This window comes from Pseudoflavonifractor sp. An176 (assembly GCF_002160435.1).
GTDB lineage: Bacteria > Bacillota > Clostridia > Oscillospirales > Oscillospiraceae > Enterenecus > Enterenecus faecium.
Genome location: NZ_NFKO01000003.1, coordinates 53231 through 69352, shown reverse-complemented (window position 1 = coordinate 69352; position 16122 = coordinate 53231). Strand labels below are relative to the sequence as shown.

16 protein-coding genes are annotated in these 16122 nt (G+C 47.1%); all 16 read left to right on the top strand.

Annotated elements, in window-relative coordinates:
• Window positions 1-75: 75 nt before the first annotated feature.
• The 16 genes from B5F12_RS02935 (at window position 76) to B5F12_RS02860 (ending at window position 16117) form a co-directional block, all read left to right on the top strand.
• The gene (locus B5F12_RS02935; RefSeq protein ID WP_032521095.1) at window positions 76-378 is read left to right on the top strand and encodes a hypothetical protein; all 303 of its coding nucleotides are present in this window, start codon (window positions 76-78) and stop codon (window positions 376-378) included.
• An 8-nt stretch (window positions 379-386) separates the two neighbouring features.
• On the top strand, window positions 387-656 hold the full coding sequence (locus B5F12_RS02930) for a hypothetical protein (RefSeq protein ID WP_087230026.1): 270 nt from the start codon (window positions 387-389) through the stop codon (window positions 654-656).
• Between the two features lie 128 nt (window positions 657-784).
• Window positions 785-1387, top strand: coding sequence for a hypothetical protein (locus B5F12_RS02920; protein WP_087230020.1), 603 nt, complete (start codon window positions 785-787; stop codon window positions 1385-1387).
• A gap of 1 nt (window position 1388) precedes the next feature.
• Window positions 1389-2087, top strand: coding sequence for a hypothetical protein (locus tag B5F12_RS02915; protein WP_087230017.1), 699 nt, complete (start codon window positions 1389-1391; stop codon window positions 2085-2087).
• A 12-nt stretch (window positions 2088-2099) separates the two neighbouring features.
• Window positions 2100-2306, top strand: coding sequence for a hypothetical protein (locus B5F12_RS02910; protein WP_032521093.1), 207 nt, complete (start codon window positions 2100-2102; stop codon window positions 2304-2306).
• Window positions 2303-2761 (top strand): hypothetical protein, encoded by a 459-nt coding sequence (locus B5F12_RS02905; protein ID WP_087230014.1) that lies wholly within the window; start codon window positions 2303-2305, stop codon window positions 2759-2761. The genes B5F12_RS02910 and B5F12_RS02905 overlap by 4 nt, the downstream gene beginning before the upstream one ends.
• Before the next feature lie 853 nt (window positions 2762-3614).
• Window positions 3615-3968, top strand: coding sequence for a TnpV protein (locus tag B5F12_RS12125; RefSeq protein ID WP_087375893.1), 354 nt, complete (start codon window positions 3615-3617; stop codon window positions 3966-3968).
• Window positions 3896-11005, top strand: coding sequence for an LPD25 domain-containing protein (locus tag B5F12_RS02900; RefSeq protein WP_343286307.1), 7110 nt, complete (start codon window positions 3896-3898; stop codon window positions 11003-11005). The genes B5F12_RS12125 and B5F12_RS02900 overlap by 73 nt, the downstream gene beginning before the upstream one ends.
• A gap of 75 nt (window positions 11006-11080) precedes the next feature.
• Complete coding sequence (locus B5F12_RS02895; RefSeq protein WP_087230008.1) at window positions 11081-11407, top strand: DUF6664 family protein; 327 nt, start codon at window positions 11081-11083, stop codon at window positions 11405-11407.
• 119 nt (window positions 11408-11526) lie between these two features.
• The gene (locus tag B5F12_RS02890) at window positions 11527-11940 is read left to right on the top strand and encodes a DUF3788 domain-containing protein (protein ID WP_070087530.1); all 414 of its coding nucleotides are present in this window, start codon (window positions 11527-11529) and stop codon (window positions 11938-11940) included.
• Window positions 11941-12071: 131 nt separating this feature from the next.
• Window positions 12072-13055, top strand: coding sequence for a DUF3991 and TOPRIM domain-containing protein (locus tag B5F12_RS02885; RefSeq protein WP_087230005.1), 984 nt, complete (start codon window positions 12072-12074; stop codon window positions 13053-13055).
• Window positions 13056-13129: 74 nt separating this feature from the next.
• A complete protein-coding gene (locus tag B5F12_RS02880; RefSeq protein WP_032521089.1) occupies window positions 13130-13423 on the top strand; it encodes a hypothetical protein in 294 nt (97 codons plus the stop codon).
• Window positions 13424-13509: 86 nt separating this feature from the next.
• Window positions 13510-13662: a DUF3789 domain-containing protein gene (locus B5F12_RS02875; RefSeq protein ID WP_087230002.1), complete on the top strand. Its 153-nt coding sequence runs from the start codon at window positions 13510-13512 to the stop codon at window positions 13660-13662.
• On the top strand, window positions 13622-13951 hold the full coding sequence (locus tag B5F12_RS02870) for a plasmid mobilization relaxosome protein MobC (protein WP_087229999.1): 330 nt from the start codon (window positions 13622-13624) through the stop codon (window positions 13949-13951). The genes B5F12_RS02875 and B5F12_RS02870 overlap by 41 nt, the downstream gene beginning before the upstream one ends.
• Window positions 13951-15360, top strand: coding sequence for a relaxase/mobilization nuclease domain-containing protein (locus B5F12_RS02865; protein ID WP_087229996.1), 1410 nt, complete (start codon window positions 13951-13953; stop codon window positions 15358-15360). The genes B5F12_RS02870 and B5F12_RS02865 overlap by 1 nt, the downstream gene beginning before the upstream one ends.
• Window positions 15302-16117 (top strand): PcfB family protein, encoded by an 816-nt coding sequence (locus B5F12_RS02860; RefSeq protein ID WP_087229994.1) that lies wholly within the window; start codon window positions 15302-15304, stop codon window positions 16115-16117. The genes B5F12_RS02865 and B5F12_RS02860 overlap by 59 nt, the downstream gene beginning before the upstream one ends.
• Window positions 16118-16122 lie beyond the last annotated feature (5 nt).

The window sequence follows — 16122 nt, the reverse complement described above, 5'->3', positions numbered from 1 at the left end:
GAAATAACCCGATATGACAGGAAAAGGGCGGCTTATGTTGATAAGCCGCCCTCTTTCCATATATGGAGGCAATCTATGAAAAATCTGAAAACCATTGAAGCTAAGGTAAAGGCTATTCTGCAAAAGAACGAGGACGCAAGAAACGATGATATGACCCTCTATCTGATTGTGTGCAACACCTATTTGAAAGGTGCAGGAGCAATGCCCTTTGCGGAAGTAATGGAACAGTATAAATATCTCGGTCTGCCGAGTTTTGAGAGCGTGGGCAGAACACGCCGCAAGCTGCAAGCAAAATATCCAGAGCTTGCGGGGAACGCCCGTGTAAGGCGGCTTCGTGCCGAGGGCGAAAAGGCATACCGCAAATACGCTAAGGAATGAGGTGTGAAATGGAGGAAAAGCGCATAAACGGCGGTTATGAGATTATTGAGAGCTGTACTATCGGGAACAACGAGCTTGTCATCGGTCATAACTCCAAAGCCCCCAACCCGTATGTGTGCTGGTACTGCAAGGACGGCTCGGATTATTTCTGGGGATATTACTGCAATCAGTTATCTGAAGCAAGAGAAAAGCTGAATGAACGCTACCAGAGAGAGTGCCGTATGCCCTATAACCAGCCCGATAAAAAGCAGAAAAGCCGTGATGACCGTGAGCGATAAACGAAAATATGACTGCACGACCTGTCCTTATCCCCGATATAAGGACGGGTCTGTTATTTTCTGCGATGTCTGTATCCGCAGGATTTTAGACGAACAGAAAGAGGAAAAGAAACGAAAGGAGCAATCAAATGCGTGAAGAAAAACGAATGCTCGGCAATTATGAGGTCGTGAACAGCATTTATATTGGCGACAAAGAGGTTGTTTTCGGCGTGGATAAAAGCGATAAATACCCTTTTCTTGTAAGCTACTGCGACTGCCATAATCCGCTTGGTGTGCCGTGGGCAACCGAAAGCGTCGGCTGTGACGATTATCTGGAAGCGATGGAGCTTTTCATTCAGCGAGTACATTCCCAGATAGAACAAACCAAATCCGAATTATCCAAATTCACTTTTGACAATACCGTGTTCACGAAAGAGCATTGTATTCCAGACAAACGCAGCAGCAGTATTGTCGGCAAGGTTGTAGTTATCAATGCAGAGCCGAAACGGTATGAATATCAGCACCCTGCTTTTCAGCTTGTTTTAGCGGAGGGCGGCAATGGCGCAACAGGCGGCAGAGGCAACGCTGTCTTTGGTACTTGCCTTGCCACAGGCGAAAAGTCCAGATGGGAACGGTACGATGTGTTGGGTGAAATCAAGCCCGAATGTATGCCAGCTTGGGCAAAGGAAGCTCTTGCAAAAATCAAGGCGCAGCAAAAAGAAAACAAACAGAAAAATCGGGAGGAACGCTGATATGGAGATACGAGCCTTAACCCCTGCCGAACAGAAATACACTTATGCTCAGAGTATGCAGCTTGAAGGACAGACAGGCAGTATCGGTTATCTGCGTGGCGACTTCGGCGCAGGCGGCAAGGAGTTCTATTCCTCTTGGTTTGACCGCAGGCGGGATTTGAAAACAGACGATTTCAAAAATGAGCTTGACGAGGTTATCAATTCGCTTCGTGAGGACAAGGGACTTTTGCACAACCGCTATGATATGAGTGCGTTTGCAAAGCATTATCCCGAAAGCGCATTTGCAGGAAGCTATTGCACCGAGTACGATTTCCGTGTGGATACGGAAAAACACGCCTTTCTGTTTCGGTGCAATCCGACTAAGGGCGATTACAATTTTTACTGCTATTGCTTTGTGAAAGAATGGCTTGATAAGCATATCCAAAAAGCTGAACAGGGTATCCGATTTATCGACCCAAATTACAAAGAGCTGTTTCGTATCCCAGACGGCGGCAAAATCATCATCACATCATCGTGGGGAGAAAAAACCGAACGCCCCTGCCGTTTTATTGACGAGTATCATACCGAGATTGGAAATAACATTTTCCATATCTGCGAGTTTGCCGAGCGTATGGAACAAAACGGAGCGACCTATGAGCCAAAGCCCACAGAGCCGCAGACGGTAACAAAAGCCCCAAAGCATAAAGATTTAGAACGATAGGAGGTTTTGAAAATGGCACTCAACCAAAAGGCAATCAAGGTACTTGGTAAGGTCTTTGAAGCAGGCTTTACTGATGAAAAGTCGATTGCCGCTATGACAATGGACGATATTCTTGCGATACAGGGTATCACCATAGCCGACATCGGCATTATCAATGAGCTGCAAAAGAGTATCAAAGCAAACAAGGTCATTTCCTTTTTCGGGGGTAATGCTGAATGAGTACAGAACTTATCAATCGTATTACAGTAAAGAAAGACGGTGTATATCTGTCCTCACACAGTTCAAATGATACCGCCCCTTTTCACGCTTGGCGGTGTAAAAGCCTTTCGGAAATCTATGCCGCCGAGGGACAGGCAGGACTTGACCGAGAAATCGTCTGTATGCTGTATGAATACGCACAGCTTCGTGGCAGTCATAAAAGCCTTGACCGTTATCGCTATGCGATTGAAAGTCCTGCTGCTCACGCCATCTATAAAAAATATACCGACCAAATTGACGACAAATACGAACAGATGGACAAAGCGGATAAGGACAGCGTATGGTACAAGCCGACAGAAAAGGCGAAGGAATATCGAGCCTTTGAGCGTGAAATGCGTAACAAAATGTACGCTGAGATTGCCGAGCGATGCGGCGAGTATGACCGTAAACACAAAAACCGAGATTTAGAACGATAAGGAGGTGTGCAAAGAATGGCTGCGAAGTATCAGCTAATTACAGAGCTGTATCGGCGCACAGGCGTGGCGGTTGCTAGAAATCCGCAGGCGTGGCAGAGTTTTTTGTCTGCCGCTTGCCGTAACTATAAATGCCGATTTGATGAACAGCTCTTGATTTACGCTCAACGCCCTGACGCTGTTGCGGTAGCACAGCTTGAAACTTGGAACAAGCAGTTTAAGCGTTGGGTAAACAAAGACAGCAAAGGCATTGCGGCGTTCGACCCAAAAGGTCGCAGGAACACGCTGAAATACTATTTTGATATATCCGATACGCACGAGGGTTATTACGGCAGCCGCCCTGTTCCGATATGGCAGATGAGTGAGCGATACGAGCAGGCAGTTATTGAACGGCTTTCCGACAGATTTGGCGATGTGGAAAGCACCGACCTTGCTTCGGTGCTGATGGAAACGGCAAAAAACGCAGTTGAGGACAATTTGCAGGATTATATGCCGCAGCTCAAATCCTGTACGCAGGACAGTTTGTTAGAGGAACTTGACGAATATAATATCGAGGTCATTTACCGACAGCTTGCGGTCAACAGCGTAGCATATATGCTGATGAGCCGTTGCGGTGTTGATACCGAAGCGGTATTTGAGCGTGAGGATTTTGCGGAAATCATTAACTTTAATACTCCTGCCACTATCAACGCTCTCGGTATTGCTACAAGCGATATTTCTGAAATGGCACTCAGGGAAATCTCTCAGACTATCCGAGATGTGCAAATTGCGGAGAAAAGTCAAAATCGCACCTTTGCGCCGCAATCTCAAACACGCTATGATGTAGGCAGACAACAAGCCGAAAGGAGTAATCATAATGAGCGAAATCACATACACCAAACAAGGGGATTATCTTATTCCCGACCTAACATTACCGACAGAGCCAGAAATTCAGCTTGGCAGATACGCTTTGATGCACAGGGATTATCTGGAGCAGCACAAACGAGTGACCTACCTCAACCTGCTGACATCGGGCGAGCTGAACAAACATCTTTACGAGGTGGAACAGACGGCTCTTACGAGGTTGGAGCTTCTGACAAAACAGCTTTGCAAGGAGCAAGGCGTGACGGAGGAACTGAAAGAAAAAGCACCGATGCAATGGGTCGGACTGATGAACAATATCCGCAGTCAAGCGGAGGAAACGATACTGAACGAGCTGATTTACAGCTAAATGTCGCTGATGAACAGCAGGTCACAGTTAATCTCCCCACCGTAGAAGAACAGATTGAAATGTTAGCTGAAGCAGAGGACGAAAAATCCTCTGCTTTTGTTATTTCTCAGGAAGATATTGACTCTGTTCTCCTAAGAGGAAGCGGATTTCAGAATGGTAAATACCGTATCTACCGTCAGTTTCAAAAGAATGAGGACGGCAAAAGCAATATTGATTTTCTCAAAAAAGAGTACGGCACAGGCGGCGGTACGCATTATTTCCCAGACGGTACGCAGGGACACACTTGGCACGACGGGAAAGGCATTGCGATTGAAAAGTATGGCTCATCTGTAACCCCCGACCTTGTTCTTTCTTGGGCAAAGGTAGAAAAACGGCTGCGTGAGCTGATAAAGAATGACCGCTACCTGAATGAAAAGGAAAAAGACCATTACGCCGATTATCTCGAAAGTGAGGAAGCTCCGCAGTACGAAATCGACACGCAAAGGAAAATGGCAAGGCAGCGTTTCATTGACGCAAACCGTGACCTTCCGCCTGCCGATAAGAGAGATACCCTTGCTTTGCGGCTGTCCGATTTTATCCGTGATTTAGACAATTATGAGAAAGACCTGCTTGAAAATGTGGAGCGTACCGACCTTGCAGATGTGACCGCCGAACAAATGGAACAGCATTTAGGCGACCCCGCTACTGTTCAGCAGCTCATTGATTTTCTTGCTTTGGTACAGGGAAAGACCGCCGATGTTTACAGCCGCAGCAATGCGTGGCGGTTTTCACAGGAGCTTATGGAGCTGTATCCTCTCCGCTATGTCTATCACGAGGACGATGTTGTATATATCGGGGCAGACAAATATGAGATTGCGGCGTTTGATGAAAACGCTGTTTCTCTGCGTAATCCCGACTTTCCATTGTTCGGCAAGGAACTCAGCCGAGCTGATTTTGAGGAAAAGTTAAAGGAAAACCCTGCTAATGACCATTTGAAAGTAGTCGTTACCGAAAAGCAGAGTGTTCAGACACCGTCCGAAGAAAAGCCAGACGGCATAAAGTTCTCTATCGGATTTTCGGAACACCCCGCCTTTTATGACAGGCAGTTTAATGACCGATATACCGATTTGAGCTTTGCTCTGGGTAACTATCTTCTCGGCGTTCTGGACGAAAAGCAGCATAGAGAGCGTGAAAGCAAGGATAATGTCGGTTGGTATCATAAGACCGATTTTGAGATTACCGCTACTATCGGCGGCGAAGATTTCCATTATGAAGGACGGTTTGATATTGGCGACGGCGAGGGCGACCTTATCTCCCATATCAAAAACTTTTACGAATACTCTCTGTCCCCGAATTGCCCGTTTATTCCCGAATGGAAGAAACAGGGCGAGGATTATTACCGTGAACAAATAGAAAGCCTGCAATGGGGACGAGATGTGTTTGTACCATATCTGGAGCAGCATAAAACACTCACCCCAGAGGACGAAAAGCTCTATGCGGAGATTATGGCAACGGAAAGCGATTGGTTTAGAGTTCCAGAAGATAAGGAAGCCACTCTTGCGGAGCGACTGGTAGATTTTGCGGAAGATGTTTCTCCTTATGAGTATATGGACGCCCTTGAAGTAGGAGAAACAAAAGAAGATGCCATTCAGAAAATCAACAATGATTTAAGTAACCCTGAGCTTGTGCAAAGCTATGTGGAACAGCTTACAGAGTGGTTAGAAGAATTAGAAGATGATGAGCAAAAGCAGGTCTGCCGTCAGCTCATAGACGAGATGACACCGTTCTTGTCAATAGAGGAAGTTCCGCATTATACCGTAGAACTGACTTCCGATGCCTTTGCCGACCCGTTCATCATACGGGATAACACCGTACCATACGGAGAGGACGGGCAATATTACGATGTGGACGGTATTTACCAGACCTTTGAAACCGAGGAAGAAGCACAGGAATATGCCGACACCTTGAATAGTGCCGAAAATATCGTCAAGCTGTTCGCCCAGAAAGATGAGGAACGAAGCCAGCAGGAACAGCCCGATATACAGGATAACTCTGACCTCATCGGTAAGGAAATCCTTATTGATAACCGCCGCTATGTCATTGAAAGTATCAGCGAAATAAGCGGCGATGTGTCAATGCGGGATATGACCTTTGCAAATGCCGTGGGCTTTCCCATAAACCGTGTTGAGAAAATCGGCTATATCCGCAGTCTGCTCAGTAAGGCACAGGAAGAAAAACAACCCGAAAAGGCTGTATCTCCTGTCCCTGCTCCCTCAGAGCCACGGCACAATTACCGCATTACTGAGGATACTTTGGGTGTCGGCGGCGCAAAAGAAAAGTTCCGTAATAATATGGCGGCTATCAATCTCTTGCACGAGTTGGAGCTTGAAAACCGACTTGCCACACCCGAAGAACAGGAAATCCTTTCAAAGTATGTCGGTTGGGGCGGTCTGTCTATGGCGTTTGATGAAAACAATGCGGCGTGGGCTGATGAGTTCAAAGAGCTGTATGCAAGTCTTTCCCCAGAAGAATACCGTGCGGCAATGGAGTCCACCCTGACAGCGTTTTATACGCCGCCTGTTGTAATCAAAGGTATGTATGAAGCTCTTGAGCGTTTGGGATTTTCCGAGGGCAGTATTTTAGAGCCGTCCTGCGGAACGGGCAATTTCTTCGGACTGCTCCCCGATACGATGGCAGGCTCAAAGCTCCACGGTGTAGAAATCGACCCTCTTACGGGAAAAATCGCAAAGCAGCTCTATCAAAAAGCAAATATCTCCGTGCAGGGCTTTGAAGAAACAAAGCTCCCAGACGACCACTTTGATGTGGTTATCGGCAATGTGCCGTTTGGAGATTTCAAGGTCAACGACAGCCGATACAACGCCCAGAAGTTCCTCATTCACGACTACTTTTTCGCAAAGGCTCTTGATAAAGTCCGTGCAGGCGGTGTCGTTGCGTTCATTACCTCTAAGGGAACAATGGATAAGGCAAGCCCCGAAATACGCAAATATATTGCCCAGCGAGCCGAGCTGCTCGGAGCTGTCCGACTGCCCGACAACACTTTCCGAGCGAACGCAGGCACAGAGGTTACAAGTGACATTCTCTTTTTGCAGAAGCGTGACCGCATTGCAGACATCGAGCCAGATTGGGTACACCTTGATACCGATGAGAACGGCATTACGATGAACAGCTATTTTGTGCAGCACCCAGAGATGATTTTGGGCGAGATGAAAATGGAAAGCACACGCTTTGGTTTCGACTCCGCCTGCAAAGCCTATCAGGATATACCTCTGTCGGAGCTGCTTCATAACGCCGTCCAGAACATTCAGGGAGAAATGCCAGAGTACGAAAGTGAGCTTGACGAAATCTCTGACGGGCAGGACGCTTCCATTCCCGCCGACCCGAATGTGCGTAACTTTTCGTATGCGCTGGTGGACGGCAAGGTTTATTTCAGAGAAAATGACCGTATGACCCCTGCGGCAGCGTCTGTTACCGCAGAAAACCGTATCAAGGGACTGATACAAATCCGTGATTGTGTGAGAAAGCTCATAGAGTATCAGACCGAGGATTACCCAGATGATTTGATACGCACCGAGCAGGAAAATCTAAGCCGTTTGTATGACGGCTTTACGCAGCAGTACGGACTTATCAACAGCCGAGGAAACTATCTCGCTTTTGCGTCGGACGAGAGCTACTTCCTTTTGTGTTCTCTGGAGGTGCTTGACGATGAGGGCAATTTCAAAAGAAAAGCGGATATGTTCACGAAAAGGACGATAAAGCCCCACCGTGAAATCACTTCCGTTGAAACCGCAAGCGAAGCTCTTGCCCTGTCTATCGGTGAAAAAGCCTGTGTTGACCTGCCCTATATGGAACAGCTCACAGGCAAACCGAAAGAAGAAATCATAAAGGACTTGCAGGGCGTTATCTTCCGTATCCCCGCAGCCGAGCCAGCTCAGTATGTGACTGCCGATGAGTATTTATCTGGCAATGTAAGGGCAAAACTCATAACCGCCGAAGCCGCAGCAAAGGAAAATCCAGAGTTTGCGGTCAACGCACAGGCATTAAGGCAGGTCATACCGCAAGACCTGTCGGCGGCTGAAATCTCCGTCCGTCTGGGTACAACTTGGATACCACAGGAGGATATTCAGAGGTTTGTAATGGAGCTTTTAACTCCGTCAAGCTCTGCGGCAAGCCGCATTAAGGTACGGTACACGCCGATTAACGGCGACTGGTTTATTGAGAATAAGAGTTCCGATTACGGAAATGTAAAGGCGGACAGCACCTACGGTACAAAGAGGGCTTCCGCCTATCGCATTATTGAGGATACTCTAAATCTCCGTGACACCCGTATTTTCGATTATGTCTATGACGAGAACGGAAACAGAAAGGCAGTATTCAACGCAAAGGAAACCACGGCGGCGCAGGCAAAGCAGGAAGTCATCAAGCAGGCGTTTCAGGACTGGATATGGAAAGACCCAGAACGGCGAAACCGCCTTGTCAGGTATTACAATGATACTTTTAACTCTGTCCGTCCCCGTGAGTACGATGGAAGTCATATTACTTTCGGCGGTATCAGTCCAGAAATCACCCTAAGACCTCACCAAGTAAACGCTATCGCTCATATCCTCTATGGCGGCAATACGCTCCTTGCCCACAAGGTAGGTGCGGGAAAAACCTTTGAAATGGTCGCCGCCGCACAGGAAAGCAAGCGGCTCGGACTGTGCAATAAAGCGATGTTCGTTGTCCCCAACCACCTTGTCGGTCAGTGGGCTTCCGAGTATCTGCGGCTGTATCCGAGCGCCAATATCCTTGTGACACGGAAGCAGGATTTTGAAACGGGAAACCGCAAAAAGTTCTGTTCCCGCATTGCCACAGGCGATTATGATGCGGTCATTATCGGGCATAGTCAGTTTGAAAAAATCCCGATGAGCATTGAACGGCAACGGGAACAGCTCGAACAGCAGCTCGACGATATTGAGCGTGGGATTGACGATGTGAAAGCAAGCAAGGGCGAACAGTTCACGGTCAAGCAGCTTATGAAAACCCGAAAAGGGATAAAGACAAAGCTCGACAAGCTCAACGATACCAAGCGTAAGGACACAGTTATCGACTTTGAACAGCTCGGCATTGACAGGCTCTTTATTGACGAGAGCCATTTTTACAAGAACTTGTATCTCTACACGAAAATGCGGAATGTCGGCGGCATTGCCCAAACCGAAGCGCAAAAATCAAGCGACCTGTTTCTAAAATGCCGTTATCTGGACGAAATCACAGGCAACCGAGGGACGGTATTCGCAACAGGTACGCCTATCAGCAATTCAATGGTAGAGCTGTATTCTGTTCAACGGTATTTGCAGTACGATACTTTACTGCGGAACGGCTTGCAGCATTTTGATAGCTGGGCTTCAACCTTCGGAGAAACCGTGACGGCTCTGGAGCTTGCCCCAGAGGGTACAAACTACCGAGCAAAGACACGCTTTGCCAAGTTTTTTAATTTGCCAGAGCTGATGCTGATGTTTCGTGAGGTGGCGGATATACAGACCGCCGATATGTTAAAACTCCCCGTGCCGAAAGTAAATTACCACAATATCAAGACAAAGCCGAGCGAGATACAAAGTGAAATGGTAGCTTCTCTGGCAAAGCGAGCTGAGAAAGTCAGGGCAAGGCTTGTAGAGCCTAACATTGATAATATGCTCAAAATCACGAATGACGGACGCAAGCTGGCTCTCGACCAGAGAATGATTGACCCGATGCTGCCTGATGACCCGAATAGCAAGGTCAACGCCTGCATCGACAATGTGTATCGTATCTGGGAGGATTACACCGATACAAAAGCTGCACAGCTTGTATTCTGCGACCTTTCCACCCCGAAGAATGACGGCACTTTCAATGTTTATGACGATATGCGTGAGAAGCTGATTGCCCGTGGCATTCCCGCCGAACAGATACGGTTTATCCACGAAGCGACCACAGACGCACAGAAAAAAGAGCTGTTCGCAAAGGTACGAAGCGGTGAAGTCCGTGTATTGTTAGGCTCTACTCAAAAAATGGGCGCAGGCACGAATGTTCAGAATAGGCTTATCGCCATTCACAATCTGGACTGTCCGTGGCGACCGAGCGACCTTGAACAACGGCAAGGACGGATTGAAAGACAGGGAAATATGTTCCCAGAGGTTGAGGTTTACCGCTATGTAACCGAGCAGACCTTTGACGCTTATCTCTATCAGTTGGTAGAAAGCAAACAGAAATTCATATCCCAGATAATGACGAGCAAAAGCCCTGTCCGTTCTGCCGAAGATGTGGACGAGGTTGCTTTGTCCTTTGCGGAGGTCAAAATGCTTGCCACAGGCGACGAGCGTTTTAAGGAGAAAATGGACTTAGATATTCAGGTTTCTAAGCTCAAAGTGCTGAAACAAAGCTATCTATCCGAGCGTTACGACCTTGAGGACAGGATACTCAAACACTTCCCTCAGACCATTGCAGAGTGCGAGCAGCGTATTGTCTGCTATGAAGCAGACACAGCTCTTGCCGAGCAGCACAAGCCGCAGGGCGAGGAAAAGTTTTGTCCGATGACCCTGCGAGGTGTCAGCTATACCGAAAAAGCCGCCGCAGGCGAAATGCTCCTTGCGATTTGCAAGGAATATCCCTTGTCTGCACCTACTGAAATCGGCTCCTACCGTGGCTTCAAAATGGAGGTTTTCTATGATACGGTGGGTACGCATTACTGCCTTAACCTCTGCGGAAAAGCAAAGTACAAGGTAGAATTAGGCTCTGACCCTCTGGGAAACCTGACCCGAATTGAAAACGAGCTTGCCAAGCTCCCCGCACGGTTGGAAGCCGCACAGACCAAACGGGCAGAAACCATCGCACAGCTTGAAAACGCAAAGGTCGAGGTACAAAAGCCCTTTGCATTTGAGGAGGAACTGAAAGAAAAATCGGAACGGCTGAACGCTCTCAATATCGAGCTTAATCTGGATAAGAAAGCCCCTGCCGTACTTGACGCAGAGCCAGAACAAGCCGAGGAACAGCCTGAGAGAAAATGTGCAAATCGTGAGCGATAAAGGAATTTGCAGATTTGTATTGCCTTATTTGGGGCGGTATAATAGGGCTGTGAAATGAAAATCGGAGGTGGTTAGATGGCAAAGGACTTGAGCTTCAGCACATTTCTCGATGAATACGATGCTGATTTTTTCGATTATCTCAGCAAGACAAGCGCTGCTTGTCATTCCGACAAAAGGTATAAAGAGCTGACGGAGCAGATAAAAACGCTCTACGAACAGCACCCCAATGTGAAAGCCGTCCTTGATATAGACAGACCTTGCGAGCTGTCTGAGGAGGATTGCACCGCTTTGGTCGAGGTGCTGAAATACAAAAACGAGATGGCAGGTTTAGGGCTGAAAGAGGTTTATTTCAAAGGCTGTATAGATTGCGTCAGCTATCTTAAAAAACTGAATATGCTCTAATCCGTTGCGGCATCAGCGTGAAGCTGATGCCGCTTTTACATAGCCTTAGCGATAGAAAAGTTCATAAGAATGTGCTATAATTAAAATTACAAATTGGAAGTTATAAAGGAGAAACGAATATGCTGGATAAAATACCTAATGCAGAAGAAATGACTGCTTTAATCGGACAATCATTATATGATATATGGAATAAACTTTGTGCTTTAATTGATGAAAAGTATGACATGGAATGTTTATGGAACAAAGGTGGTAAAGCGTGGACTTATGAGTATAAATATCGTCGTGGCGGAAAAACGCTTTGTGCATTGTACGCAAGGGAAAACTGTGTAGGATTTATGATTATCTTAGGGAAAGATGAACAATTAAAATTTGATACAGATAGAAATAGTTATTCAAAAGAAGTGCAGAAAATTTATGATGAAACTAAAACCTATCACGACGGAAAATGGTTAATGTTTGAGCCAACAGATACAGCCTTATTTGATGATTTTGTTAAACTGCTGGGAATAAAAAGAAAACCAAACAAGAAGTGATGAATTTTTTCTTAAATGAATAAATACAAATTCTGATTTATAGTTACAATTAAATATGTTTTACATAGCCGAGAGGTTTTCTGAGTTGAAAATCCCTCGGCTTTTTCTATTTCTGGAGGTGATTTTATTGAATGAGAAGTAACAGACCTTATGTGCAGCTTGACCCTGCCGTGATTGAGCAGGCACGGCAAATGGACTTACTATCCTACCTGCAACGGTATGAGCCGAACAACCTAAAGCGTGTAGCAAGCAATGTATATTGTACCAAAGAACACGACAGCTTGAAGATTTCCAATGGCAAATGGTATTGGTGGTCGAGAGGCTTCGGAGGCGTTTCTGCCCTTGATTATCTCATTAAGGTTAAGGAATACAGCTTTGTTGAAGCCGTAGAACTGCTTACGGGTATCACGGCGGATTGGAAACCGCCGCCTGTTCCTATTCCAAAAGACGAGCCGAAGGAACTGCTTTTACCGCCGAAAAATAAGGACTGTAACCGAGTGACCGAGTACCTTTTCGGGCGTGGGATTGACCTTTCAATCATACAGGACTGTATTGCGGACGGCACGATTTTTGAAAGCTCCAAGTATCACAATGTCGTGTTTATCGGTAAGGACGAAAGCGGAACGCCCAAGTATGCCGCCTACCGTGGCACGATTGGAAGCTCTTTTAAGGGGGACGCTTCTGGCAGCGACAAGCGGTATTCGTTCCGACTTCTGGCAGACAAACCGAGTGATACCGTGCATTTATTTGAAGCTGCCATTGATTTACTGTCCTACGCCACCTATCTAAAGTGTGAGGGAAAGGACTATAAATCGGAAAATCTGCTCTCTCTTTCGGGTGTGTATCAGCCTAAGAAAGAGATTAAGGAAAGCAAAATCCCCATAGCCCTAACCACCTTTTTGAAAGCAAATCCCCATATCAAGACTATTTTTCTGCATTTGGATAATGACAGAACGGGCAGGCTTTGTACCGCCGCCCTCAAAGAACTTTTGCAGAAAGACTACAAAATCGTTGATGAGCCGCCGCCTGTCGGTAAGGACTTCAACGATTTTTTATTATCCTATCTGGGGATTGCAAGACCAATTTCAAGCCGTGAAAGGAGTGATGCCCGTTGATTGTCCGCAGATTTTGACCCGAAGAATAACACGACAAACCAAAAAATTAAATGTTGAAAGCGAGGAAATAACCATTGAAAAAGTATGATGTAACCCTGACTGCCCACTATGAAAAGACCATTTCTGTTTGTGCTGAAAGCGCAGAACAGGCAAAGGCAAAGACCGAAATTATCCTGTTCGATACCGACCTTATCAACTTTACCGATGAGGATTTTATCTGCGGTGAAGCCAAAATCAACGAGTCTTGTGAGGACGGTGCTGAAGATACCGACGAAGAAGAAGCGAACGAGGACGAATGTTGTTCGGACTGTCCGTACTTCTGTCCCGTGTGCGGAGAATGTATGTGTGAGGACGAGTGCAACGAGTAATGTCTTACCAAGCACTGAATTTGGTTATCCAAATTCGCTTGTTAGGGGGCAACCCCTAATACCCCGCAACAGAAAGGAGTTTAAGAATGATTGAGTTTATATTTTTCATCATCGGCGTAATGCTCGGCGGTCTGACAGGTGTAGTGATTATGTGCTGCTTGCAGATAAACCGACTTACCGAGAGAGAGGAAGTGAAAAATGCGAAAACGAAATGTGCAGATACTTTTCCGCTTGACTGAGGAAGAAGCCGAACAGCTCTACTCTCTCGTTAAAAAATCAGGCTGTTCAAAAGAAGCGTTCCTGAGAGGAATGGTAAAAGGCTATCGGCTCTGCGAAAAGCCTGACCCAGAGTTTTATAAAATGATGCGTGAGCTGTCTGCCATCGGCAACCGTATCAATCAGCTTGCGGCAAAAGCCAACGCCCTGAACTTTGTGGACGCTCCGATGCTCAAAGAGGAAGCAAGGCGGTGGCACGAGTTTCAAATCGCTGTCCGAAAAAAATATCTGCTTCCAAGAAAAGCACCGTAATGGCGGTCTGCGAAATATGGGATGTGCGTGGCAGGCTCGACCACCCCATAGATTATGCGGAAAATCCCGAAAAGACAGCTAATCCCAAATACACCGAAGCGGACTTGCAGGCTATGGTCGATGTAATGGAATACGCCACCAACAAGGATAAAACCGAGCAGCGTTATTTTGTCACAGGCGTAAACTGCGACCCGACCACCGCCAGAGATGAAATGATGATTGCAAAAGCGCAATGGAACGATGAAAGCGAGATTGTTTGCTATCACGGCTTCCAGAGCTTTAAGCACGGTGAGGTCACGCCAGAGCAGGCGCACGAGGTCGGCGTTAAACTTGCTAAGAAGATGTGGGGCGACAGATTTCAGGTAATCGTTGCCACACACCTGAATACTGACTGCCTGCATAACCACTTTGTCGTAAACTCCGTATCTTTCACGGACGGCAGGCATTACCACGACAACAAAGCAAACCTGCGGCTTTTGCGCCAGCGTTCCGATGAGCTTTGCCGTGAGTATGCTCTGTCCGTCATTGAACACCCAAGCGGAAAGAAAAAGCCATACGCTTTGTATCAGGCGGAGAAAAACGGTATGCCCACAAGGGATAATGTTACACGGCAGGCGGTGGACGAAGCTGTCAGCAAGTCGTTCACGCTGAAAGATTTTGACCGCATTATGGCTGAAATGGGATACCGTGTGAGCTTTGACCCAAACCGCAAATATTGGACGGTCATCGGCAAGAACTGGAAACGCCCGAAGCGGCTGTATAAGCTCGGAGAGGAATATACCAACGAGAGGATAATGGAGCGTATCAGCGAAAACTCCTACGCCGTGAAGTTCTCCAGATTTGCCGAGCCGCAAAGTACGGTCAGAGTGTTCCGTGTCAAAGGCTCTCTAAAGGGAGCTAAGAAAATCGGCGGACTGCGGGGGCTGTATCTGCACTACTGCTACAAGCTCGGTATCCTGCCTAAAAATAAAAAACCAAATTACGCAAGGCTTCATTATCTTTTGAAAGACGACTTAATGAAAATGGAAGCCATCACACAGGAAACAAGGCTGCTGTGCCGTAATCGCATTGATACGGTGGAGCAGCTCTTGTCATATAAAGGCTCTTTGGAAACGGAAAAAGCCGACCTGCTTCAAAAGCGCAAGGAACTCTATTCCAAATCCCGCAAAACAGGCGGCGAAGAAAAGGAAGCCATACGGTCACAGCTTTCCGATTTATCCAAACGCCTGAGCGTTATCCGAAAGGAGGTCAGACTGTGCGAGGGCATCGAAGCCCGTAACGCTGCTCTCAAAGAAAAGCTATCCACCATACGGGCAGACGAAGAACAACAACGAAAGGAGCTGATGACGAATGAACACAGGCGGCGAAGCGGCAGAGCAAATCGTCCGAATGAGCTTGGAGGGATTTGAGGTCGCAGCCAAAATCACAGGTGCAGGTGCGAAGAATATCGCCGTTCTCCTCTATTCCATTCTGAAGGAGGAAAAGAAAACAAAGGGCAAGGCAAGGCTTACCAATATGCTCCGTTCTGGCAAGGAGCTGAAAGTTTTTACCGTAAAGAACGGCGACCTGAAGAAGTTTACGCAGGAAGCTAAAAAATACGGTGTGCTTTACTGTGTCCTTGCGGACAGAGGAAACAAAGACCCCAATGCGGAGGTCGATGTGATTGCCCGTGCGGAGGACGCATCGAAAATCAGCCGTATTGCCGAACGCTTCAAATTAGCGTCGGAAAACACCGCTTCTATTGTGACCGAAGCAGAAAAATCCAAAGAGGAAAAAACAGGTCAGCCAGAGCCAGACATCGGCGTACAGGAAAAAGCCGAGAAAGATAAGCTGCTCGATGAGCTTATGGGCAAGCCTGTTCAAAAGGAGGAAAACGCTCAAAACCCCTCGGTGGCAAAGACCGAAAAATCCCCTCAGTCCGAGCCTATCTCAGAGCAGCCAAAGAAGTCCGCAGAGGGGGCTACTTTGACTAAGGACGAAAAGCCGTCCGTCAGAGAGGAACTGCGGAAAATCAAGGAGAGCCGCAAGGAACAGGAAGCGGATACGCCTTCTTCCCTTGACAAAAGCTCTGCTTCTGACAGGGCGAAGAAGCAGCCCGCAGGCAAGACCGAGCATAAGCAGCCCCAGAGAAAGAAAAAGAAACCCAAATCTAAAGAAACGAGGTAAAACAG